Source organism: Pseudomonas sp. GL_139_B (genome assembly GCF_057834475.1).
The window spans coordinates 969,379-992,468 of sequence record NZ_CM174403.1; the positions used below are offsets into that span (position 1 = coordinate 969,379).

Annotated in this window: 19 protein-coding genes; 13 read left to right on the forward strand and 6 right to left on the reverse strand. The window is 58.0% G+C overall.

Annotated features, from left to right (window positions below; all coding sequences use genetic code 11):
• Positions 1-84: 84 nt before the first annotated feature.
• Positions 85-654, reverse strand: a complete 570-nt coding sequence (locus AC3ISI_RS04275; RefSeq protein ID WP_489335608.1) for an antibiotic biosynthesis monooxygenase — start codon at positions 652-654, stop codon at positions 85-87.
• A 209-nt stretch (positions 655-863) separates the two neighbouring features.
• Here AC3ISI_RS04275 and AC3ISI_RS04280 point away from each other — a divergent pair, with 209 nt between their 5' ends.
• A complete protein-coding gene (locus AC3ISI_RS04280) occupies positions 864-1,823 on the forward strand; it encodes a MerR family transcriptional regulator (protein WP_489335609.1) in 960 nt (319 codons plus the stop codon).
• 3 nt (positions 1,824-1,826) lie between these two features.
• Here the strand turns inward: AC3ISI_RS04280 and AC3ISI_RS04285 are convergent, their stop codons facing one another.
• Both AC3ISI_RS04285 and AC3ISI_RS04290 read right to left on the reverse strand, forming a co-directional pair.
• Complete coding sequence (locus AC3ISI_RS04285; RefSeq protein ID WP_489335610.1) at positions 1,827-2,432, reverse strand: hypothetical protein; 606 nt, start codon at positions 2,430-2,432, stop codon at positions 1,827-1,829.
• Positions 2,433-2,486: 54 nt separating this feature from the next.
• Complete coding sequence (locus tag AC3ISI_RS04290; protein ID WP_489335611.1) at positions 2,487-2,963, reverse strand: PAS domain S-box protein; 477 nt, start codon at positions 2,961-2,963, stop codon at positions 2,487-2,489.
• A 100-nt stretch (positions 2,964-3,063) separates the two neighbouring features.
• Between AC3ISI_RS04290 and AC3ISI_RS04295 the strand changes: the two genes are divergently transcribed.
• The 4 genes from AC3ISI_RS04295 (at position 3,064) to AC3ISI_RS04310 (ending at position 6,405) form a co-directional block, all read left to right on the forward strand.
• Positions 3,064-3,516 (forward strand): flavodoxin, encoded by a 453-nt coding sequence (locus AC3ISI_RS04295; RefSeq protein WP_489335612.1) that lies wholly within the window; start codon positions 3,064-3,066, stop codon positions 3,514-3,516.
• 181 nt (positions 3,517-3,697) lie between these two features.
• A complete protein-coding gene (locus AC3ISI_RS04300; protein WP_489335613.1) occupies positions 3,698-4,480 on the forward strand; it encodes a class II aldolase/adducin family protein in 783 nt (260 codons plus the stop codon).
• Complete coding sequence (locus tag AC3ISI_RS04305; protein WP_489335614.1) at positions 4,480-5,382, forward strand: alpha/beta fold hydrolase; 903 nt, start codon at positions 4,480-4,482, stop codon at positions 5,380-5,382. The genes AC3ISI_RS04300 and AC3ISI_RS04305 overlap by 1 nt, the downstream gene beginning before the upstream one ends.
• A gap of 111 nt (positions 5,383-5,493) precedes the next feature.
• Positions 5,494-6,405, forward strand: a complete 912-nt coding sequence (locus AC3ISI_RS04310) for an SDR family oxidoreductase (RefSeq protein WP_489335615.1) — start codon at positions 5,494-5,496, stop codon at positions 6,403-6,405.
• A 69-nt stretch (positions 6,406-6,474) separates the two neighbouring features.
• On the opposite strand, the gene AC3ISI_RS04315 is transcribed toward AC3ISI_RS04310, so the two are convergent.
• Complete coding sequence (locus tag AC3ISI_RS04315; RefSeq protein ID WP_489337623.1) at positions 6,475-7,242, reverse strand: N-acetylmuramoyl-L-alanine amidase; 768 nt, start codon at positions 7,240-7,242, stop codon at positions 6,475-6,477.
• An 828-nt stretch (positions 7,243-8,070) separates the two neighbouring features.
• Between AC3ISI_RS04315 and AC3ISI_RS04320 the strand changes: the two genes are divergently transcribed.
• The 4 genes from AC3ISI_RS04320 (at position 8,071) to AC3ISI_RS04335 (ending at position 16,516) form a co-directional block, all read left to right on the forward strand.
• Entirely contained in the window at positions 8,071-9,864 is a 1,794-nt protein-coding gene (locus AC3ISI_RS04320; RefSeq protein ID WP_489335616.1) for a DUF1302 domain-containing protein, read from the forward strand.
• A 23-nt stretch (positions 9,865-9,887) separates the two neighbouring features.
• A complete protein-coding gene (locus tag AC3ISI_RS04325) occupies positions 9,888-11,255 on the forward strand; it encodes a DUF1329 domain-containing protein (RefSeq protein WP_489335617.1) in 1,368 nt (455 codons plus the stop codon).
• A gap of 139 nt (positions 11,256-11,394) precedes the next feature.
• Positions 11,395-13,956, forward strand: coding sequence for a LuxR C-terminal-related transcriptional regulator (locus AC3ISI_RS04330; protein WP_489335618.1), 2,562 nt, complete (start codon positions 11,395-11,397; stop codon positions 13,954-13,956).
• Positions 13,957-14,122: 166 nt separating this feature from the next.
• Complete coding sequence (locus tag AC3ISI_RS04335) at positions 14,123-16,516, forward strand: dermonecrotic toxin domain-containing protein (RefSeq protein ID WP_489335619.1); 2,394 nt, start codon at positions 14,123-14,125, stop codon at positions 16,514-16,516.
• A gap of 33 nt (positions 16,517-16,549) precedes the next feature.
• On the opposite strand, the gene AC3ISI_RS04340 is transcribed toward AC3ISI_RS04335, so the two are convergent.
• Positions 16,550-17,344 (reverse strand): IclR family transcriptional regulator, encoded by a 795-nt coding sequence (locus AC3ISI_RS04340; protein ID WP_489335620.1) that lies wholly within the window; start codon positions 17,342-17,344, stop codon positions 16,550-16,552.
• 164 nt (positions 17,345-17,508) lie between these two features.
• Here AC3ISI_RS04340 and hmgA point away from each other — a divergent pair, with 164 nt between their 5' ends.
• Genes hmgA through maiA form a run of 3 tightly spaced genes read left to right on the forward strand, consistent with a single transcriptional unit; the run spans position 17,509 to position 20,769 of the window.
• Positions 17,509-18,813: a homogentisate 1,2-dioxygenase gene (gene hmgA, locus AC3ISI_RS04345; RefSeq protein WP_489335621.1), complete on the forward strand. Its 1,305-nt coding sequence runs from the start codon at positions 17,509-17,511 to the stop codon at positions 18,811-18,813.
• Between the two features lie 3 nt (positions 18,814-18,816).
• A complete protein-coding gene (fahA, locus tag AC3ISI_RS04350) occupies positions 18,817-20,121 on the forward strand; it encodes a fumarylacetoacetase (protein ID WP_489335622.1) in 1,305 nt (434 codons plus the stop codon).
• A 12-nt stretch (positions 20,122-20,133) separates the two neighbouring features.
• A complete protein-coding gene (gene maiA, locus AC3ISI_RS04355) occupies positions 20,134-20,769 on the forward strand; it encodes a maleylacetoacetate isomerase (protein WP_489335623.1) in 636 nt (211 codons plus the stop codon).
• Between the two features lie 175 nt (positions 20,770-20,944).
• Here maiA and AC3ISI_RS04360 read toward each other — a convergent pair whose 3' ends face one another.
• Entirely contained in the window at positions 20,945-21,748 is an 804-nt protein-coding gene (locus tag AC3ISI_RS04360; protein ID WP_489335624.1) for a SirB1 family protein, read from the reverse strand.
• A gap of 183 nt (positions 21,749-21,931) precedes the next feature.
• Between AC3ISI_RS04360 and AC3ISI_RS04365 the strand changes: the two genes are divergently transcribed.
• Positions 21,932-22,951 carry a Glu/Leu/Phe/Val dehydrogenase family protein gene (locus AC3ISI_RS04365; protein ID WP_489335625.1) on the forward strand — a complete coding sequence of 340 codons (1,020 nt, stop codon included), beginning with the start codon at positions 21,932-21,934 and terminating at the stop codon, positions 22,949-22,951.
• Positions 22,952-23,090: the final 139 nt, after the last annotated feature.

Genomic DNA, 23,090 nt, shown 5'->3' on the forward strand with positions numbered 1-23,090 from the left:
GAACGGCTCGCGTCGCGGTAAGAGCAAAACTATACCAGCGAGCGGCGGCATTCACCTACCGTGAGGCTCACTCACACATTGGGATCATTGATTTTGTGGGAGGGGCTCGGAGGGCAACGGCCGTAGTACGGCACTGTTCAGCCAGTTGGCCAGCAGACGGGTCGACAAGGGTATGAAGAAGTAGACCATCAACGGTGTCAGGCACAGCGTGCTGATGAACACCCGTGGCAGCAGGCTCATTTCGCTCAGCAAAGGCCCGAGGACAAAGTTGAACAACAGGGACACCGGAAAAAATGCCAGCCAGATCGCCACCGCCTGTTTCCAGCGTGGCGGGCGCTGACCGACCGCGCCGAACCAGCCTTCGATTCCGCTGACGCGATGTTCCGTCTTGTGGGCAAACAGGTCGCTGCCACGCGCCAGCCAGGCTGTGCGAGACGCGGAGTGTTCCCATGCGTGCAGGGTTTGCTCGTCGGCAAAGCGGAAAATAATCTGGAATTCGTCATCGTCGGGCGGAGGAGCGAGCACGCCAGAGCCGAGATAACCGGAAAAATCGGTGGCCAGTTGTTCGCCTTCGCGCAACCAGACCATCAGGTCCTGATAGCGCCCTTCGGCAACACGGCGCGCAACCATTAGCGTGACGGGTGAGGCAGACATTGTGTATCTCCATATGACAGTTGCGTTACTCCGGGTAGGAGTTTCGCCAGGCGCAACGCCGGGGTGGTGGGCTGCGCTCTTAGGTATGCAAGGATTATTCCTGATTCTGGCCAATACACCAGCGTGATGCGTCGATTATCAAGGTGCTGAATAGTCGGCGGGAGAGTTAGAATGGGATCCAATTTTTAACCATGGACGTCGACTATCTGATGCCTGTCCTGACAGACGTTACTTCTACCCTGCAATCGGATCTGTCCCTTGATCGGGAGGAGCTCTTTCCTATTCGTGAGGTAGCGCGTCTGACGGGCATCAACCCGGTAACGCTGCGTGCATGGGAGCGGCGATATGGATTGATCCAGCCTACGCGCACCGAAAGTGGGCACCGTCTGTATTCGATGCACGATATCGAGAAGGTTCGCAGCATCCTTCACTGGATCGACCGCGGCGTCACGGTCAGTAAAGTCGGCAAAATCCTGGCCAGGACCGAACCGCTCAAGGCGCTGGCGCAGATCATTCCCACCGAACTCGTTCAGGCTGATAACGCCCAATGGCAGCAGCAGGTTCAGGCGGTGGTCAGCGCCTTTGACGAGGTTCAGCTGGAGCAACTCTATGGTCAGATTTTTTCCAGTTACCCTCTGACGGTCGTGTTTCAGGACATTTTTCTCCCGGTCTGCAAGCAATTACTTCAGCGCCATGAAGCGTTCGGTCAGGCAAGCGAGTGGTTGTTTCTGGAGGCCTTTTTGCGTTCCCGCGTATTGCAACGCCTGCTGCTGGTGCGCGTCATGCAACCGCGCCGAGTGATTGTCTGCGCCTTGGCCGATCAGGCCCGGGAACTGGATGTCCTGGTCACCGGGCTGTACCTGAGCAGTGTCGATCTGGCGATTCAACTACTTGCTATCGGTCAACCCTTCGACGAGTTGACGCTGGTCTGCGAGAGGGTCAAACCCGCGGCGCTGGTGCTGGTGTCCAATCATGCACCGTCCCCGGAAATGCCGCGTCGGTTGAGTCGACTGGCCATGAGCCTCGACTGCCAGCTATTGCTGGCGGGGGACGCGTCGGACCTGGCGCAAGAACGCCTGTCCGGATCATCGATCGGGTGTCTGGGGAGCGACGGAAGGGTAATGCGCCAGCGTCTGAAACAGTTCCTGGCGGGAAACCTTGATACCTGAAATTCAGATGTGCAGCGCGGGGTGTGTCAGGCGATGTTGCTGAAGGATGTACTGGCGCAGACGCTCGGTTTCGTCCTTGTCGGACTGACTCAATTCGTAGGCGAAGAAACCTTGCTCGGTTTCACGCTCAAAGGTGCCGCGCAATGCAATCCGTTCATAGCCTGACGGGCTGAACCACAAGGCAAAGTGTTTCGGTGGCTTGGTCTTGTTGCGGGCTTCCAGCAAAACTCCTTTGAACGAAATTTCGTGCACATGCATTGTGCCTGGCTGGCCTTTGGCATTCTCAAGCGCCACCGGTTCTTCAAGTGCCAGGCGCCATGGACGAACCATTGGCCCGTCCTCGTAAATGCTTGGCACGCCCAAGCGCAAATGCAGCGCGTGAAACTCGTCTTCCACCAAGTGCAGCGGAAAGGTCATCTGCTGATTTTCGAAATTGGCCTGGATGGTGACTTGCTCATGAGCCGCGAGGCGCGTGAGCAAATCACGTATCTGCGAGCCACTGTTAACGAGCAGGCTCGACGTCGCATCCCGCACATTGAGCTGTGGGTTGTGCTGCATGGTCTGGATGAAATCCAGTTCGTCCTGAGTCAGGAGTGCGTCGCGCTGCATGGCTTGCTCGAAATAAATAGATACAAAGTCATTGGTGATTGTAGTTAATGACAATTAATTCACAGTTTTGTTTTTGCCGTTCGTCGCTTTCAGCGCAGAAAGCTCGGCGAGTGCCTCGGCTAACTGCGTTTCCAGTTGCGCAACACGTTGTTGTGCTTTGACCTGGGTCGTGACGTCCTTCTGGACGCCGACGAAGTAAGTCTGCCCGTCGTGCGGGTATTTCACCGTTGACAGCGAGAGTTCATTCCAGAAGGCGGTGCCGTCCTTGCGGTAGTTCCTGAGGATTTCCCGGCAGGATCCTTCCTTGTCCAATGCCTCGCGAATGGTGGCAAGTGCTTCCTGGTCCCGGTCACCGGACTGCAAGAATCGACAATCCTGGTAGAGGATTTCTTCGTTGGTGTACCCCGTCAGACGTTCGAATGCCGGGTTGGCGTAAATCAGGATGTTGTCCTGCTCGCCTTCCTTTTCGGCAATCACGATGCCGTCGTTGGAAGCATTGATCACCATTTGCAGCAATTGAGCATTGATCATTGGAGAATCCTTTCCGCAGTGATTGAGCGCAGCATTCTAAAAGAACAATGCAGGTCCTGCTGTTAATATCCGTTTTTCACTCAGTTTCAGGATCAGATTGATGAAAGTCGCCATCCTTTCCGGCTCGGTATACGGCACGGCTGAAGAAGTCGCCCGTCACGCCGCGAGTATTTTGAAGTCCGCCGGTTTCGAAACAATGCACAACCCGCGCGCGTCCCTGGCCGATGTCCTGGCATTTGGACCGCAAGCGTTTCTGGCGGTGACGTCGACCACCGGCATGGGTGAATTGCCGGACAACCTGCAACCCTTGTATTCGATGATTCGTGATCAGTTACCCGCTGCCTGGCGCGGTCTGCCGGGAGCGGTCATCGGCCTGGGCGATGCGAGCTATGGCGACACCTTCTGTGGCGGCGGCGAGCAGATGCGTGAGTTGTTCGTTGAACTGGGCCTGCGTGAAGTGCAGCCCATGCTGCGCCTGGACGCCAGCGAAAGTGTGACACCCGAAACCGATGCTGAACCCTGGTTGGCAGAGTTCGTCAGCGCGTTGCAGTGAAGATCGGGTTTGACAGGGTTCTGACACGGTTAGCGGCGTCGGTCCTTTGACATGGATCCAGGGTCATTGCGCTACTGACTCGCTCGGCCATCAAGCTGGCTGCCAATGCAACTACACGAAGACTGAGGGCTGACTAGACTGCTGTGACGACAGTAGAACAATAAGAACAGGAGGTCATGCCGTGAATGTTGCCCCCGTCCAGTCGCCCCACAGTGTCAAAGGTAAAGTCAGTGCCGCCGAATGGCAGACCCGCGTCGATCTGGCGGCCTGCTATCGTCTGGTCGCCGCGCATGGCTGGGACGATCTGATCTTTACGCACATCTCGGCCAAGGTGCCCGGCACCGAAGATTTTCTGATCAACCCGTTCGGGCTGATGTTTCATGAGATCACGGCGTCGAGCCTGGTCAAGGTTGATCAGGCCGGCAACAAATTGATGGACAGCCCTTACGAGATCAACCCAGCGGGTTACACCATTCACAGCGCCGTGCATGAAGTTCGCCACGATGTGGTCTGTGTGTTGCACACCCACACCGCTGCCGGCGTTGCAGTGTCGGCACAAAAGCAGGGCATTCTGCCAATCAGTCAGCAATCCTTGTTTGTCCTGTCCAGCCTGGCTTACCACGCGTATGAAGGCGTTGCGCTGAACCATGAAGAGAAGGCGCGCTTGCAAGCCGACCTCGGTGAAAACAATTTCCTGATGCTGCACAACCACGGTTTGCTGACCTGTGGCAGCACCATCGCCGATACGTTCCTGATGATGTTTACCTTCCAGCGCGCCTGCGATATCCAGGTGCTGGCACAGAACGGCGGCGCCGAACTGATCGCCATCGAACCGCAGATTCTGGCGGGCGCCAAGGCGATGATCGCCGGCGTGACCAAAAGTACTCAAGGGATGGGTGGCGCGTTGGCCTGGCCAGCGCTGCTACGTAAACTCGATCAACAAAACCCGGGTTATAAACTCTGATGCCACTCGCCGAGATCCCCCTGTGTGTCTGGCGCAAACGCGGCCAGACGTTTGTATTCCATGGCCAGACTATCCGCTATTGGACGGCCGGGCAGGGTGAGCCGCTGTTGCTCATCCACGGCTTTCCGACCGCCAGTTGGGATTGGCATTACCTGTGGCAACCACTGGCGCAGCGCTATCGGGTAATTGCCTGCGACATGCTCGGCTTCGGCGACTCGGCCAAACCGGTGAACCATGAATACAGCCTGATCGAACAGGCCGACTTGCAACAGGCGTTGCTGGCGCATTTGAGTGTCACGCAACCGGTGCACGTATTGGCCCACGATTATGGCGACAGCGTGGCGCAGGAACTGTTGGCCCGACATTACGAAACCTGCATTCACATCGCCAGTTGTGTGTTCCTCAACGGTGGCCTGTTTCCGGAAACCCATCGTCCGCTGCTGGCGCAAAAATTGTTGCTCAGCCCCTTGGGCTGGATGATTGGCCGCGCGTTCACGCGTGACGCGCTGGTGAAGAGTTTTCGGCAGATTTTCGGTCGTATGACTCGGCCGACCGAAAGTGAGATGGATGATTTCTGGGGGCTGGTCAACAGCAATCACGGCCCTCGGATCATGCACAGGCTCATCACGTATATTCCAGAGCGGCGGGTCCAGCGCGACCGTTGGGTCGGCGCCATGCAGCGCAGTGAAGTGCCGCTGCGTGTCATTGATGGTGAGGTCGATCCGATTTCCGGTGCGCACATGGTCGCGCGCTATCGCGAACTGATCCCCAATCCCGACACGATCCTGCTGGCCGAAATTGGCCATTACCCACAGATTGAAGCGCCGGGGCAGGTACTCAAGCACTATCTGGAGTTTCGTGATCGGCTGGCGTTGCCTCCGCGCAGGGCCGCCTGTTCCTGACTATCCCCCAGCCTTATCGGGCACCATTCAGCCCGACCCTTGTTCATTGTGACCAGCAGCGCCGTGCCTGACACTCGGGTTCATCGTCCCTTGGCCTGCTGGAGTTCCCCCATGAATGAGTCTGTGCGCTTCGAAGATAAAGTCGTGATCGTCACCGGTGCAGGCGGCGGCCTGGGGCGGGCACATGCGCTGCTGTTCGCCAAACAGGGCGCCAAAGTGCTGGTCAACGATCTCGGCGGCTCAGCGCAAGGTGAGGGCGCCAACGCCTCGGCAGCAGATCGCGTAGTGGCAGAAATTCGCGAGGCCGGCGGGACTGCCGAGGCCAACCACGACTCCGTCACTGACGGCGATAAAATCGTCCAGCACGCGCTCGATGTTTTTGGTCGTATCGATGTAGTGGTCAACAACGCCGGGATCCTGCGCGACAAGACCTTCCACAAAATGGAGGATGCCGACTGGGACCTGGTTTACCGCGTCCACGTCGAAGGTGCCTACAAGGTCACCCGCGCCGCCTGGCCGCACATGCGTGAGCAAAATTACGGCCGCGTGATCTTCACTGCGTCGACCTCGGGCATTTACGGCAACTTCGGCCAGTCCAACTATGGCATGGCCAAACTCGGCCTCTATGGCCTGACTCGCACACTGGCCATTGAAGGCCGCAAGAACAACATTCTGGTCAACGCCATCGCCCCTACTGGCGGCACTCGCATGACCGAAGGCCTGATCCCGCCTCAAGTATTCGAGCAACTCAAACCGGAACTGGTCAGCCCGCTGGTGGTGTACTTGGCCAGTGAAAATTGCAACGAGACTTCCGGTTTGTTTGAAGTCGGTGGCGGCTGGATGGGCAAGGTGCGTTGGGAGCGTAGCCTGGGTGCCGGGTTTGATCCGCGGGTGGGGTTCTCGCCGGAAGACGTGGCGGCGCAGTGGGAGCAGATTTGTGATTTTGAGGGGGCTGCGCATCCGAAGGACAATATTGAAGCGCTGAAGGAAATGATGGGGAATCTGCAGAAGTATTCGCTTTAAGGGAAGCCAGCAAGATCTCGCGACCTTGCTGGTTGTTAATGTTCAGAGCGTTTTAGTTTGCGGTGGCTATCAAGGAAAATATTTGCAAACCAGTGCCGCCAGATTCGCTGCCGTTTGCGCATCCATGATCCCGTCGTAATTTTCAGGGCGGAAGTGCAACTGAAATGCTCGAACAAGTTGTGTGAAACCTTGATCGGTTGATGCCTTTAAAACGTCATAGCCATAGGTTTTGAACAGCTTCAGCAATTCGGTTCGGGCAGGAATGCCGGTTTCGGTGTATTGCTGCAGATAGGTGTCTCGGGTGGCATCGTCGAACCAGGCGCCAACACCTTTCAAATAAAGTGCATGCCAGGGGAATTTTGGCCCTGGGTCACTCTTGCGGCCGACCGCAACATCAGAGTGGCCCAAGACTTGGGGCGGGCTGATATCCGGATAGCGTTCAAGGATGTTCAGCGCCAGTTCTTCTATGGCGGTGATTTGCTCTGGCTGATACGGCGGAAAATCGAAAACCCCTTGGCTGAACGTCGCCAGGTTAACAATTTCGACACCGATAGACGTGTCGTTCAGGTTACTTCGGTTACCCCACTGACTGACGCCCGCATGCCAGGCGCGCCTGGTTTCGTCCACGAGGCAGAAGACTTCCTGCCCGGTGTAGCCTGCGTTCAAGTAGCTTGGATCGGTGATGTCCGGAACCAGATAGTGTGCGCTGACATTCGGGCCGGTCAATGCATTGACCGAACTGGAGAAGTTGTCGGCCGTGTAGTGGAAAATCAGAAAGCGCACTCGGCTGTTGGAACTCTGGGTGGCGTGGTGTTTGTTGTAGATGATGGGTTTCATGAAAGACTGCTCGCAGCAAATTAAGGTGAAGTCAGCACGCAATAAGAGTTAATGGCTGATCTGTAACTAACCTTAATGGGTGGTGCGCTTCGCGTGTTTACAGAAGCCTGTAGTCGCCTTCCGAAGAATGTGTAGGTAGTAGAAATTCAGAATTGGATTGTCACTGTCGTCAGTGCATTCGTGTGGCAAACGTTGATATTGAAGGTGTTGCGCGTCCAAAAAATCCCGTAAAGAGATGTTTCTTATGCGCTTATAGGAAACTTCTTGCGTGAGTGCTTTGAAGGAAAATCTCAAAGCTCTACGCGGCAAAACCATCGCCCATAAAAAAAGGCCGCTGCAAACGCAGCGGCCAAAGTAAGACGTTGGATCAGGAGCTACAAATCAACGTCAGTGAACACAGGGCGATCAATCGACAGAGCGTCGATTCATCTGAAATCTGTCGTCAATGGTGGGAACTGATCACACACCATTGCTTCGTGCTGTCCGGCTACTCACCGTGAAAGCCCGGCAAGAATAAGTCGCTGAGCCCAAAGGAAAAATAGTGATTCGCGACATGCAGTGTTGCAGTCTGAGCAACAGTCCCGGCTCGCCAGGATTGTGTAGCTGCTGTCGAACGCAGCCTCCGGCAGCGGCTACACGTCGGCATTCACCTCACCCATGCATCTGGCTGATAACCCTCCATCCAGCCCATCCATGCCCCGCGCAAACCCGCGCCCTGTCTGGCCATTCATCCTTTAGAGGTACACCACGAATACCTCCTTGGTGCGCTTATCGCGCCCGGGTTGCGGCAGTAGGGTGGGGCCTTCTGTCACTCACCGGGGAAGACGCATGACAAAAACAACAATGCGCGCCATCTTCACACCGCAAGCGCTGGCCGTTGCGGTTGCCTTGGGTTGCTGTGCCCAGGCGCAGGCTGTTTCATTCAATATCGGGGAGATCGATGGGACGTTTGACTCCTCACTGTCTGTCGGCGCGAGTTGGGGCATGCGCGATGCCGAAAAGTCATTGGTGGGCACTGTCAACGGCGGGACCGGGCAGTCATCGACCGGTGATGACGGGCGACTGAACTTCTCCAAGGGGGAAACCTTTTCCAAAATCTTCAAAGGCATCCATGACCTCGAACTGAAGTACGGCGATACCGGTGTGTTCGTTCGTGGCAAGTACTGGTACGACTTCGAGTTGGAGGACGAGGATCGCCCGTTCAAGCAGATCAGCGACCACGGCCGCAAGGAAGGCGCCAAGTCCGCAGGCTCGCAAATTCTCGACGCCTTCGTTTATCACAACTATGCCATCGCCGAACTTCCAGGCAGCGTGCGTGCCGGTAAGCAAGTGGTGAGTTGGGGTGAAAGTACCTTCATCGGCAACTCGATCAACAGCATCAACCCGGTGGACGTTTCTGCGTTTCGTCGTCCGGGTGCCGAGATCAAGGAAGGCCTGATTCCGGTGAACATGCTGTATGTCTCCCAAGGCCTGACAGATCAGCTCTCGGTCGACGGGTTCTACCAATTGGAGTGGGACCAGACCGTTCTCGACAATTGCGGCACGTTCTTCAGCGTCGACGTGGCGGCAGATGGTTGCAACAACAACTACACCGTCGGCAGTCCCGCGATTGCGCCGTTGGCGCCGCTGGCAGCCGCGTTTGGCCAGCCGATTTTAGTAACCCGCGAAGGTGTGGTCGTTCCCCGTGGCGGCGACCGCGATGCGCGGGATTCCGGGCAGTGGGGCACCGCCTTGCGCTGGCTCGGTGATGACACCGAGTACGGCCTGTATTTCATGAACTATCACAGTCGCACACCAACGGTCGGCACCATCACCGCCGGAGCATCGACGCTGGCCAGCCTGCCGGGCATGGTCGCCGTCGCCAACCGTCTGGCACCGGGTAGTGGTGCGGGTCTGGCGCAAAGTGTGATGCTGGGTCGTGGTCAGTATTACCTCGATTATCCGGAAGACATTCGTCTCTATGGCGCGAGTTTCTCTACAACCTTGCCGACCGGTACCGCGTGGAGCGGCGAGATCAGCTATCGCCCTAATGCTCCGGTGCAGGTCAACACCAACGACCTGACCCTGGCGTTGCTTAACCCGATTGCCGGCGGTGCCGCATCGCCCATCGCCACCACGCCTGGCGCGGACAACAAAGGCTATCGCCGCAAGGAAGTCACGCAAATCCAGAGCAGCATGACGCAGTTCTTCGACCAGGTACTGGGTGCGCAACGACTGACCTTGGTCGGCGAAGCGGCAGTGGTTCACGTCGGTGGTCTGGAGCGACGCAGCGAACTGCGTTATGGCCGCGACTCGGTCTACGGTCAGTACGGCTTCGCCGGTGAAACCGAAGGTTTTGTGACCTCGACCTCCTGGGGCTACCGCGCTCGGGCGCTCCTCGATTACGCCAACGTGTTCGCCGGGATCAACCTCAAACCCAACTTGTCGTGGTCGCACGACGTCGCTGGCTATGGTCCCAACGGGCTGTTCAACGAAGGCGTCAAGGCGGTCAGCGTTGGTGTCGATGCCGACTACCGCAACACCTATACCGCGAGTCTGAGTTACACCGATTTCTTTGGCGGTGACTTTAACGTCCTCGAAGACCGCGACTTCGTGGCGCTGAGCTTCGGCGTGAACTTCTGATCTGGCTGAGAAGGATGATTTCTATGCGTAAGATGATTTTGCAATGCGGCGCCCTGGCTCTGAGCTTGCTGGCTGCCAACGTGATGGCGGCAGTCTCGCCGGATGAAGCGAACAAACTCGGTACCAGCCTTACGCCGCTGGGCGCCGAGAAGGCTGGCAACGCCAACGGCTCGATCCCCGCCTGGACGGGCGGCCTCCCGAAAAACGCTGGGGCGGTGGACAGCAAAGGCTTCCTGTCTGACCCGTTCGCAAGCGAAAAACTGTTGTTTGTCATCACCGCCGCGACCGTCGACAAGTACAAGGACAAGTTGTCAGAGGGCCAGGTGGCGATGTTCAAGCGTTACCCGGAAACCTATAAGATCCCGGTCTACCCGACCCATCGCACCGTAGCCGTGCCGCCGGAAATTTACGAGTCCGCAAAGCGCAGTGCACTGAACGTGACCACCATCAACGACGGTAACGGCCTGGCTGGTTTCACCGGCAATCGCTACTACGCGTTCCCGATTCCCAAGAACGGCGTCGAGGTGCTGTGGAACCACATCACCCGTTACCACGGTGGTAACGTCAAACGCATCATTACCCAGGTGACCCCGCAAACGAACGGCAGCTACACGCCGATCCGCTTCGAGGAAGAAATTGCCGTTCCGCAACTGATCAAGGATCTGGACGGGGACAAAGCCGGCAACGTGCTGACCTTTTTCAAGCAGTCGGTCACCGCGCCGGCGCGTCTGGCGGGTAACGTGCTGCTGGTGCACGAAACGCTCGATCAGGTGAAAGAACCGCGTCTGGCATGGATCTACAATGCCGGTCAGCGTCGTGTGCGTCGCGCCCCGCAAGTGGCGTATGACGGACCGGGTACCGCCGCTGACGGTCTGCGCACGTCCGACAACTTCGACCTGTTCTCCGGGGCACCGGATCGCTACGATTGGAAACTGGTCGGCAAGAAGGAAATGTACATCCCCTACAACAGCTACAAACTCGACTCGCCGAGCCTCAAATACGACGACATCGTCAAGGCCGGCCACATCAATCAGGACCTGACCCGTTATGAACTGCATCGCGTGTGGGAAGTGATCGGCACGGTCAAGCCGAGCGAGCGTCACATCTACGCCAAGCGCCACATGTACATCGATGAAGACAGCTGGCAAGCCGCGCTGGTGGATCACTACGATGGTCGCGGTCAACTGTGGCGTGTGGCAGAGGGGCATGCCCAGTACTATTACGATCACCAGGCTCAGGCTTATACGCTGGAAGCGCTCTACGACATTATTGCCGGCCGATACATCGCGCTGGGAATGAAGAACGAAGAGAAACACAGCTTCGAGTTTGGCTTCGTAGCCAAGGCTGCCGACTACACGCCATCGGCGTTGCGTGCCGAGGGTGTCCGGTAAGTCACTGGGTATAGACGCTGGACAAAAGGCGACCGAGTGGTCGCCTTTTTTATGGGCGCCAATCAACGTCCTGAATACTTCTCAACAAGCGCGTTAGACAGGTCTAGGGTTGCCCCACAATTATAAAAAGGCAGCCGTAATGACCGCCATGACTCCGTGTCTGGACCGATCTGGATTTTTGCCCCGTCTGTCTTCGCATCACCTGTCGCGTGATCGCTTGAGCGAGCCGTTGCTGGCGTCGGCCGCACGGGTGAAATTAATCTGCGCTCCCGCCGGCAGTGGCAAGTCTGCGCTGCTCGCCGACTGCCTGTTGCAGGCACCGCCACAGTGCCGGGTGTATTGGTTGCCACTGTCGGGCGTCACCATGAGCGTGGAGGTCTTTCGTCAGCGTCTGGCGGAGTCACTGGGGTTGGGGTCATCGGAGGAGACCGCGATGTTGCGCGCGCTGGCGCGTTTGCAATCGCCGACCTGGCTGTTTCTTGACGACTACTGCCGTGTGCCGAACCCGGAACTCGATCAACTGCTCGATCGCATGCTGGCTGTCAGCAGCCCGATGTTGACCTGGTGGCTGGGGACCCGCCGTCGGCCGCAATGCAATTGGCCACGGTTGCTGCTCGATGACGAACTGTTCGAATGTGAGTGCTCCACGCTGGCCTTCAATCAAACTGAAATCGCCTCGCTGTTGCACCACCTGACTTCGGCCGATGCCCACACCGCCGCCAGCAAGATCATCCAGCGCAGCGGCGGCTGGTGCGCCGGGGTTCGTTTAGCGCTGCTGCAAAAGTGCGACTGGTCACGCAGTGACTCGCTGCACGGTCGACCGGACACGTTGCTCGATTACCTTGAACATGAACTGTTCACCTCCCTGACCCCGGAATTAACCGAGGTCTGGCGGGTGCTCGCGCATTTGCCACGATTCAATGCACGGCTGTGCGATCACCTGTTTGGCGCGGGTGAGGGCGCGCAATGCCTCAAGACCTTGCAGGAACTGGGGTGCTTTATCGAACCCTGGCAAGATTCCACCGACTGGCTACAGGTTTTCCCGCCGCTTACGCAATTGATGCGCGATGAACTATGGCCTGCCGGGCGCTCCTGGCGTCGTCGTGCCTGCCAATGGTTCGCCACTGAACTGGAATGGAAAGCAGCGTTTGAACAGGCATTGCTGGCTGAAGAATTCGAAGTCGCCGTAAGCTTGTTGCAGCACTTCAGTTTCGAGCACTTGTTCGAAGAACAGACCGTCGTGCTGTTGTTGCGTTTGTATGAGCATCAAGGCGAAGAGCTTATGTTCGGCTCACCGCAACTGGTCGGCTTGATCACGGCGGCCTCGTTGTTTGCCGGGCGATTCGAACAAGCCGCCGAATGCATCGAACAGTTGTCGCGATTCACTCCGCAGCCTTCGGCGATTCTGCAGCGACAACTGGTTGCACGGTGGCAGGCGCAACAGGGGTGGTTACTGCATTTGCAGGGGCGGATGGACGCTTCACGCGCACATTTTCTCGATGCATTGAACGACCTCGGCCCCGAGCTCTGGACGGTGCGCGTGATGTGCTTGTCGGGGTTGACTCAGCAGGCATTGTTGCGGGGTGAGCTTGATGTGGCGCAAGCGTTGAATCGTGAGGCGTTGTGCCTGGCGCGTGCGCAGGGCTCGCTGGTGTTCGAAGGGCTCCTGGAACTCGATCATGCGCAATTGCTTGAACAGCGTGGCGCTCCCCTGCGCGCGGAAAGCCTGCTCGCGAATATCCATGAGCTGTTGAGTCAGCCAGTCGAGCGTCCTGTGCCGTTGCTCGGTCGAATTGCGCTACGTAGGGGGCGGCTTGCATTGTGCCAAGGGCACGATGAACTCGCCGAGGCATTTTTTCAGGCCGGTTTGCAGCAATGCTTACGCAGCCACGACAAGCGTGTGCTGTACGGCTTTCTTGGTCTGGCACAAGTGGCGGCTAATCAGCGTGATTATGCTCAGGCGTTCGTCCTGCTGCGCGACGCAGAGAGACTGATGCAGCAACGGCATATTCCAGACACGGTGTATCGAGGCGTACTGTTGCAAGTCAGTAGCCATTTCTGGTTGCAACAGGGGCGCGCCGAACTGGCGTGCGAAGCCTTGAGACGGGTACTCAAGCACTATCGCGGGCCGCAGGCACGGCAGGCGCCACCGGCCACACTTGAGCTGATCCCGCGCATCGAGTATTTGTTGATCATTGCCAGAGCCCGCTCAGAGCCGGATGCAGTCGATGCTGCAGCACAGCTTGAACTATTGATGAACCAGGCGCAGGCCCGTGGAATGTGGGCGCTGACCACTGAATTGCAATTGGCCTTGGCCGAAGTGCTGTGGCTTGACGGTCAAACCGCGAAGGCCATCGATATGTTGCAGGAGGGGTTGCGTAACGTTGAGCGGTATCAGGCACCTCAAGTGTTGAAGGAGTTGCGACAGCGTCAGCCGTTATTGTTGTTGGATGAACAGGCCACTCTTTTGTCTTGCAACCCAATGTGCAGCCGCGCGGATGCTACGGAAAAATTAAGTCAGCGTGAGTTGCAGGTGCTGAAGCTGATTGCACTTGGTCATTCAAATCAAGAAGTTGCCGACTCGCTGTTTATCTCATTACATACTGTTAAAACCCACACTCGGCGCATACACGGAAAGTTGCGAGTTGAGCGTAGGACGCAAGCTGTGGCGAAGGCTAAGTTGTTGGGGTTGTGGGGTTGAAGTTAACGCTAGACAAAAAGTGGGCATAACGTAAAGATTTTGGTGTTGCACGTGGTTTCAGTTGTGATAGTTGGTATTGTTTAATTGCTTTTGTGTTGGGTTGTCCTGGATTAATTTGATTGGGCGAGGTTCTCGCTTCGTTATCTATATTACTAAGGGCAATGCGATGAACATGATGAATAAGTATCTACCCATTGATAATGGCGATCGTCCGCAGTGGCTTGGGCGTGCCAGTATTAATGAACAACTCCACTTTGGCGAACTGGAGCAACAGTTGATTGCAAGTCAGGCCGAACTGGATAAACAACTGGGAACACACGCCAGTCTGCAGACCTACGCAAAAAGCATTGCCAGTCAGTTGCTGCAGCTGGAATTCGGCATCACGCTGGATCCCGACAACCTGATGACAACCAGCCGTTACAGCTTCGATATGGCCGGGCGTCGAGTCACGCAGGAGGACAAACGGTCCCTGACGGATTTGTTCCTGTGCGGCCTGCACGAGGAAGATGAGCGGGGAAGCATCACCTTTGAGGGGGAAGGTCTTCCTCCCGGATTGAACCAGCAATGGCTGGAGCAATCGTTGGCCGAGGACGTGCGCGCCACCTACGGTGCTGCATTTCGGGATCTGTTCCAGCGCAGTGGGGTGCTCACCGCCATGAACAGCGTCATCCGGGATCAATTGCGGCTGAGTGCATTTTCCGCGAAGCTCCGGGGGCATCTCGACGACACCAGTCTCCAACGGGTTCAACGTGCTGTGGACGGGGATGCGAGTTTAATCATCGCGCCATTGCAGTTGCGTGACGATACTCGACCACTCCTGGGGCTGGTTGCCATCGGCAGCCGCAGCCCCAGCCAGGACGACTGGCTTCTGTACGCTCCGGATTCGCCTGGCGGGCAAGATTGGTACAAGTTATCGACGCTAAGACAAATGAGCGTTGATATTGGCGGTTGGACGGAAACAACCAAGGGGCGAGACTACTTGTTATGGCGCTCCCATGCGGTGGATCGCGAGGCAGTCGGCGGTTATCTGAAACAAGTCTTGAATCTGCCCAATCTATGGCGTGGTATGGCACTCGCGCCGACCCCTTACACGGGGGCAGAAGTACTGAATACTCTGGTTTATAACCAGCGGGCCTGGCGGGTGGCTCAAGAAGAACACCACACGCCCTATGGTTATCGGACTGCTACAAACCAGCAGCGCCAGAACTTTACCCGGATGACTTGCGAACTTCGGGCACTGAAAACAATTGAAGTGCGTGAAGGCGGATTTGTCAGCTACGAGCGTTTTTGCCACCACTTGATCAAACGGCAGGTTGAAGAAGTGCTCTTGTCCAGAGGTGAACAAGTCGCTGTCAACCCTGACCGGATTTTTGTGGAGATCGAACGGGGCCAACAGATGACACTGACCCGGCTGATTGCCGACGAGGTGCATTTTTACTCTGATAACGCCGATAGAGACGGCTACCCGCGGTTCACGGTGGCGACTGACCATCCACCCATTAACCAACTCTCTATTCACCACGTTGCCGGATGGTCGAGAACGCTGCGTCCGGGCGAGAAGTACATCGACATGTTGCGCGCAACTTACATCGACCGCTCCAATGGCTATTTCAAGCAGCAGTTATACATGGGGATCATGCAACGCCAGATGCGCGTGGCAGTCATGCAGGCGCTACTCACCGGCCGGTTGGTGAAGGAACACGTCGATGAACTGATGAAGGTTGTTGCGGCGTTCGATCATCCGCAAGCGACCAGCCCGGTAGGCGAGGCGCCTGACGAGGTGCGCCACAGTGCGCTGTACAAACTTTATCTGAGGGGACGTTTAGTCGTCGGGGCGTTCGTCTTCAGGCTGCATGTTGCCGGGAAGGTTGTGGAATATCTGTTTACCCCGGATGCTCCGGATGGACGCGAACTGAGGCCGTTCAAGGACTTCGTGGGAGCGGTGAAAACCCACGGCCTCGGCGACTACTTCTACGATCGGGTGTTCGGGAAGTACCAGCCGCAGGTCGGTGCTTATCTGGCGGATCTCGAGCAGGTTGCCAATTTTATCGAGGCGCCGACACTGGAGCGTAACAGTCGGATCACGGATTTGTACTGGTGCTATTACGACGTGTTGACCAAGGTCATTTCTGATGTCGACGAAAAGACGCAAAGCCTTGAAGAGATCATCACCGGCCTGGTGTACAACGCCGTTGTTTCGGCGGTGAGCGTCATCGCCATTGTCTACGCTCCCGTCGGTATCGCATTGAGCGCCGCCTTGCTGACTCAGAATCTGGTGCAAGGTGTTCACGCCTATTCCGAGGGCAATCGGTCCAAAGCGCTGAGTCATTTCGCGAAGGCGGTGATTGAGTTGGCGGCCTTGGGCAAGGCAGGTCTGGGAAAGTCGGGTGCTACTGCCGTGCAGAAAAGCCTGATCGGATTGCTGGGGGATGTGTATACCGTGGAAAAGCTGTTTGCTGAAATCTCCGGGCAGCCCCGATTACATAAGCGGGCGCTGGAGGTCATTCAGGAAATTCTCGACGACCCCGAGAGCATCACCAGTAAAACCACCATCAGGTAAGGGCAATGACTGAGCGTCAATGCCGCGTCGGGTTCAGCGACTGACATCGTCGGCCTGATACCCCATCCGCCAACTCACGGCCCGTGTCGCCGCCAGCAAACGCTGTGCCGCCGGGCCGTTTTCGTCGGCGTGAAACAACGAGGTCGGACCGACAATGGTCATGACCGCAGCTACGTTCCCGACCGCATTGAAGACGGGGGCGGACAATGCGTCGACACCGGGCATCAGCAAACCATGCACATGATGCAGACCGCGTTCGCGGATCTGTTCGCATAACGCTGCATAGGCTTGATTGTCCGCCAGCGCATGGGCGGTTGCGGTTTGCAGTTCCTGCTCGCGCAAGTCGACGGTTTCGCGCTTTGGCAGAAACGCGCCGAACACCAAACCGGTGGATGAACTGAGCAACGGCAACACCGATCCCAATTGCGTCACCACCGTCACCGCGCGCACGGCGGGCTCGATGTGCACCACGGTCGCACCCTGATTGCCCCACACGGCCAAAAAGCAGGTTTCGTTCAGTTCATCGCGCAACTCGGCCAAGGGCAGGGCACCGACTTTCAGTACATCCATACTGTTGAGTGCGGCGAGACCGACACGCAACGCTTCACGGCCCAGGCCGTAGTGGTTGGTGGCGGTGTTTTGCTCGGCAAAACCGCTGGCGATAAGCGCCTGTAAATAGCGGTGAACCTTGCTCGCCGGCATCTGCACGTGTTCGGCCAGACGCGACAGCGAGGTCGACGGCGACAACTCGGCCAAGGCCTTGAGAATGTCGGTGCCGACCTCGGCCGAGCGGACTTTCTGTTTGTCGTTGTTGCGCGGCGTTTCCATGGAGGCGGTCTGATCCTGGGACGAATGGGCGTCTTTATAGCTTGACGGTCAATACCAATCAAATTACGTTATGCGTAATCAGATTACGATAAAAACAACCCTGGCGTGCCGAACCTCTGCAACAGAGTGACAGGTCATCGCCTTCTCCCTGTTCAGGAGGCTCCATGAACCCTGATTCAACCGCGCCAGCGCTGGCTTATCAGTCCGGCTTCGGCAACGAATTCAGCAGTGAGGCGTTGCCCGGCGCATTGCCCGTCGGCCAGAACTCCCCGCAAAAAGCCCCGTATGGCCTCTACACCGAATTGTTCTCCGGCACCGCGTTCACCATGGCCCGCAGTGAAGCGCGGCGCACATGGATGTACCGCATTCAGCCATCGGCCAATCACCCGGCGTTCGTCAAACTGGATCGGCAACTGGCCGGCGGCCCATTGGGTGAAGTGACCCCCAACCGCCTGCGCTGGAACCCATTGGACATCCCGACCGAGCCGACCGATTTCATCGACGGACTGGTCAGCATGGCAGCCAACTCAAGCACGGAAAAGCCGGCCGGAATCAGCATCCATAGCTTCCGCGCCAATCGCTCCATGGAGCGTGTGTTCTTCAACGCTGACGGCGAAATGTTGTTGGTGCCTGAGCTTGGCCGTTTGCGCATTGCCACTGAACTCGGCGTGCTGGAGCTGGAGCCGCTGGAAATCGCCGTGCTGCCGCGCGGGCTGAAATTTCGCGTCGAACTGCTCGACCCGCAAGCCCGCGGTTACATCGCCGAGAACCATGGAGCACCGCTGCGCTTGCCGGACCTTGGGCCGATAGGCAGCAATGGCTTGGCCAATCCGCGAGACTTCCTGACGCCGGTTGCGCACTACGAAAACCTCAAACAACCGACCACCCTGGTGCAGAAATTCCTTGGCCAATTGTGGGGCTGCGAGCTGGATCATTCACCGCTCAACGTCGTCGCCTGGCACGGCAATAATGTGCCGTACAAATATGACCTGCGCCGTTTCAACACCATCGGCACAGTAAGTTTCGATCATCCGGACCCGTCGATTTTCACCGTCCTGACCTCGCCAACCAGTGTGCATGGCCTGGCCAACCTGGACTTCGTGATCTTCCCGCCACGCTGGATGGTCGCCGAGAAAACCTTCCGTCCACCGTGGTTCCACCGCAACCTGATGAACGAATTCATGGGCCTGATCAAGGGCGAGTACGATGCCAAGGCCGAAGGCTTCGTGCCCGGCGGTGCGTCCTTGCACAGCTGCATGAGCGCTCACGGCCCGGACGGCGAAACCTGCACCAAGGCGATTAACGCGGAACTGGCGCCGGCGAAAATCGACAACACCATGGCCTTTATGTTCGAGACCAGCCAGGTATTACGCCCGAGCCGTTTCGCCCTCGATTGCCCGCAACTGCAAACCAACTACGATGCCTGCTGGGCCACGCTGCCCGCCACTTTCGACCCGACCCGGAGATAACCCATGACTCAGACAACCATCACTCATAGCTGGGTTGCCTCCGCCAATGGCCACGCCGATTTCCCGCTGCAAAACCTGCCATTGGGTGTGTTCAGCGTGAACGGTTCGGCCCCGCGCAGCGGCGTGGCGATTGGCGAGCATATTTTTGATCTGGAGGCGGCGCTGGAAGCGGGCCTGTTCGATGGCGCGGCTCGTACCGCAGTTGAAGCGACCCGTGGCGGTCAGTTGAATGCATTCTTCGAGTTGGGCCGCGAGGCTCGTGTTGCCCTGCGTGAGCGCTTGATCGAACTGTTCAAAGAAGGCAGCACCCTGCACGGCAAGATCGAAGCCCAAGGCGCAAAACTGTTGCCATTGGCGGCTGATTGCGTGATGCACTTGCCGGCAAAAATCAACGATTACACCGACTTCTATGTGGGCATTGAGCACGCGCAAAACGTCGGCAAACTGTTCCGCCCCGACAACCCGCTGCTGCCGAACTACAAGTACGTGCCGATCGGCTACCACGGTCGCGCCTCAACCATTCGCCCGTCCGGCACTGACGTTCGTCGTCCTAAAGGGCAGACCTTGCCGGCCGGTCAGACCGAGCCGACGTTTGGTCCGTGTGCGCGTCTGGATTACGAATTGGAACTGGGCATCTGGATTGGTCAGGGCAACGAGATGGGCGATTCGATCGCCATCGGTGACGCCGCCGATCACATCGCCGGTTTCTGCCTGCTCAACGACTGGTCGGCGCGTGACATTCAAGCGTGGGAATACCAGCCATTAGGGCCGTTCCTATCGAAAAGTTTTATCACCAGCATTTCTCCGTGGGTCGTCACCGCCGAAGCGCTGGAGCCGTTCCGTCGTGCTCAACCGGCACGTCCTGAAGGCGATCCGCAGCCGCTGCCGTACCTGTTCGACAAGCTCGATCAAGCCGCGGGCGGTTTCGACATCGAACTGGAAGTGCTGCTGCTCACTGACGGCTTGCGCGAGCAAAACCTGCCGGCCCATCGCCTGACCCTCAGCAACACCCAACACATGTACTGGACCGTGGCGCAAATGGTTGCGCACCACAGCGTCAACGGCTGCCAATTGCAGGCCGGCGACCTGTTCGGTTCGGGCACTTTGTCGGGGCCGGAAAACGGTCAGTTCGGCAGTCTGCTGGAAATCACCGAGGGCGGGAAAAAGCCGATTGAGCTGGCGTCGGGCGAGGTGCGTAAATTCCTTGAAGACGGCGACGAAATCATCCTGCGTGCCCGTTGCAGCCGCGAGGGTTTTGCCTCCATCGGCTTCGGTGAATGCCGCGGCAAAGTACTGCCGGCACGTTAAGAGGATTGGGTGATGGAACTCTATACCTACTACCGTTCGACCTCGTCTTATCGGGTGCGTATCGCGCTGGCGCTCAAGGGCCTGGATTACCAGGCCCTGCCGGTCAACCTGATTGCACCGCAAGGTGGCGAAAATCGACAGCCGGCGTACCTGGGCATCAACCCGCAAGGCCGTGTGCCGGCCTTGCGCACCGACGAAGGCGATGTGTTGATTCAGTCGCCGGCGATCATCGAGTACCTGGAAGAACGTTATCCACAGGTGCCGCTGCTGTCCAAAAACCTTGCCGCCCGCGCCCATGAGCGCGGTGTGGCAGCGGTGATTGGTTGCGACGTGCATCCATTGCACAACGTCAGCGTGCTCAACAAGCTGCGCCAATTGGGTCATGACGAACCGCAAGTGGTGGAGTGGATCGGGCACTGGATCAGCCAGGGGCTGGCGACGGTGGAACAGTTGATCGGGGAGAGCGGTTATTGCTTTGGCGGCGAACCGGGATTGGCAGATGTCTACTTGATCCCGCAACTGTACGCGGCCGAGCGATTCAACATTTCACTTGAGGCGTATCCACGGATTCGCCGGGTTGCGGCGTTGGCGGCCACGCATCCTGCGTTCATAAAAGCCCACCCCGCCAACCAGCCAGACACCCCTTGAAGCTAATTACTGAACCCTGTGGGAGCCGGGCTTGCCCTAATGCCGATCAGTTAAGGCGTTAAGCTCCGCAATCTTTGTGGGAGCGAGCCTGCTCGCGATGACGGCGGCACAGTCAACACTTGCGTCGCCTGACAATCCGCCATCGCGAGCAGGCTCGCTCCTAGGGGATCTGCGATTAGTGGACGACCGCGTTGGGTGGCAGATGCCCCAGGCGTTCCGTCAGGCGAATCCGCTGGATCGGGTCGTCGCTGAGCAACAGCGCATGCTCCAGGTCAAAGCGCTCGGCGTTCGGGCAGTCCAGTCGTTGATAGAGGCTGGCCCTGGCCAGGTAGTCGGCGGCGTTGGCGTTGCCCAGTTCCAGTACCCGCTCGGCGTCGACCAAGGCGCCGATATAGTCATCGTGGGAGAGGTGCAGTTGACGCAGGTTTCGCGACAGGCGTTGCAGCATCTGCACCGGATCAGCCGTCAGTAAATGGTCGGCGCTGAGTTTCATGTTCGGGCCGTACTGGCGTTGCAGCAGTTCCCGGCAGTCGTTGGGGTACAACCGACGCCCCCCGCAGGGGTCGAGCAGGTGATCGGCGCCCGGAACCCGCAGCAGGAAGTGCCCGGGGAAATTGACGCCCACCAGCGGGATTTCCAGGCGTTTGGCCAACTCCAGCGCAATCAGCCCAAGGGAAAGCGGCTGGCCGCGTCGCAGTTCCAGAACTTTATTGAGCAAAGCCACTTGTGGACGCAGGGGTGTGAAGTCGTCCTGGGCGAACCCCATGTCATTCATCCGCCGCAACAACGGCTGAGCCAGCTCGCTGACCGGAAGCATCGGCAAGCCATAGCTGACGTGCTGTGCCAGGTCGTTGAAGCCTGCCAGCACCGCCTCGGGGCTCAGGCTGGTATCGTGCTCGGCCGCAATCCACAGCGCCGCTTCGAAAAGCGCGGGCGGTGAACGTTGCAGGCAATCGAAGAAGCATTGGCGGGGCGTCATCAAAATCTCCGGCGAATGCCTCGTTTTAGCCCCGTCTCCGGCATTCGTCCAGTGCTGCACACATGCGGTTTCAGGTTATGTCCAAAAGCCATCAAAGTAACGCCGCTTATTCCGGTGTGCTTCTGCAATTTTCAGGCGCAAGCCTATACTGGCGACTACTAGAAGTGATTCGGGAGCCCCACGATGTTCGCTCTCATGCAAAGCACTCGCCTTGAATCGCTGCATCTGAGCGTCGACTCGGTCACCGGGTTGAAGGCGGTCATTGCCATTCATAACAGCCGGCTCGGGCCCGCCCTGGGTGGTTGTCGTTACCTTGCCTATCCCAGCGACGAATCGGCGGTCGAGGATGCCATACGCCTTGCGCAAGGCATGAGTTACAAGGCTGCACTGGCCGGGCTAGCCCAGGGCGGCGGCGTGGCGGTGATTGTTCGCCCGGTCCATGTGGAAAATCGTGCCGCGCTGTTCGAAGCCTTCGGGCGCTGTATCAACCAGCTCGACGGCCGCTATATCACCGCCATCGACAGCGGCACCTCGGTGGCCGACATGGATTGCATCGCCCAGCAGACCCAACACGTCACCAGTACCACGTCGGCGGGCGACCCTGCACCGCATGCCGCCATGGGCGTGTTCACCGGCATTCGAGCGACCGCGATGGCCCGTCTGGGCAGCGATAATCTGGAAGGCCTGCGCGTGGCCATTCAAGGTTTGGGCAATGTCGGTTATGCACTCGCCGAACAGCTGCACGCGGCGGGCGCAGAACTGCTGGTCAGCGATATTGACCACGGCAAAGTGCAACTGGCGATGGAGCAACTGGGCGCTCACCCGATTGCCAACGAAGCACTGCTCAGCACTCCATGCGACATCCTCGCACCGTGCGGCCTGGGAGGCGTGCTCAACAGCCACAGCGTGACGCAGCTGCGCTGCTCGGCGGTGGCCGGCTCGGCGAACAATCAACTGACACACCTGGACGTCGCCGATCAACTGGAACGGCGGGGCATTCTGTATGCGCCGGATTACGTGATCAATTCGGGCGGGCTGATCTACGTTTCGCTCAAACACCGCGGCGAAGAGCTGACGACCATCACCGCGCACTTGTCGAAAATCGCCTCACGCCTGACCGAGGTCTTTGCCCATGCCCAAGCGGAAAAACGTTCGCCTGCGCGGGTGGCGGACGAATTGGCAGAGAAGGTGTTGTACCGCTGAGTCGTTCTGTTATCCCGGACATGAAAAAGGCCCTGAGTCAGTCGACTCAGGGCCTATTCAATTCGGGCGTTGCTTACTTCGGCGTCTGGGCCGCTTTGGCAGGCTTGGTCGGCTCAGCGGCTTCAACTGCCTCGACAGG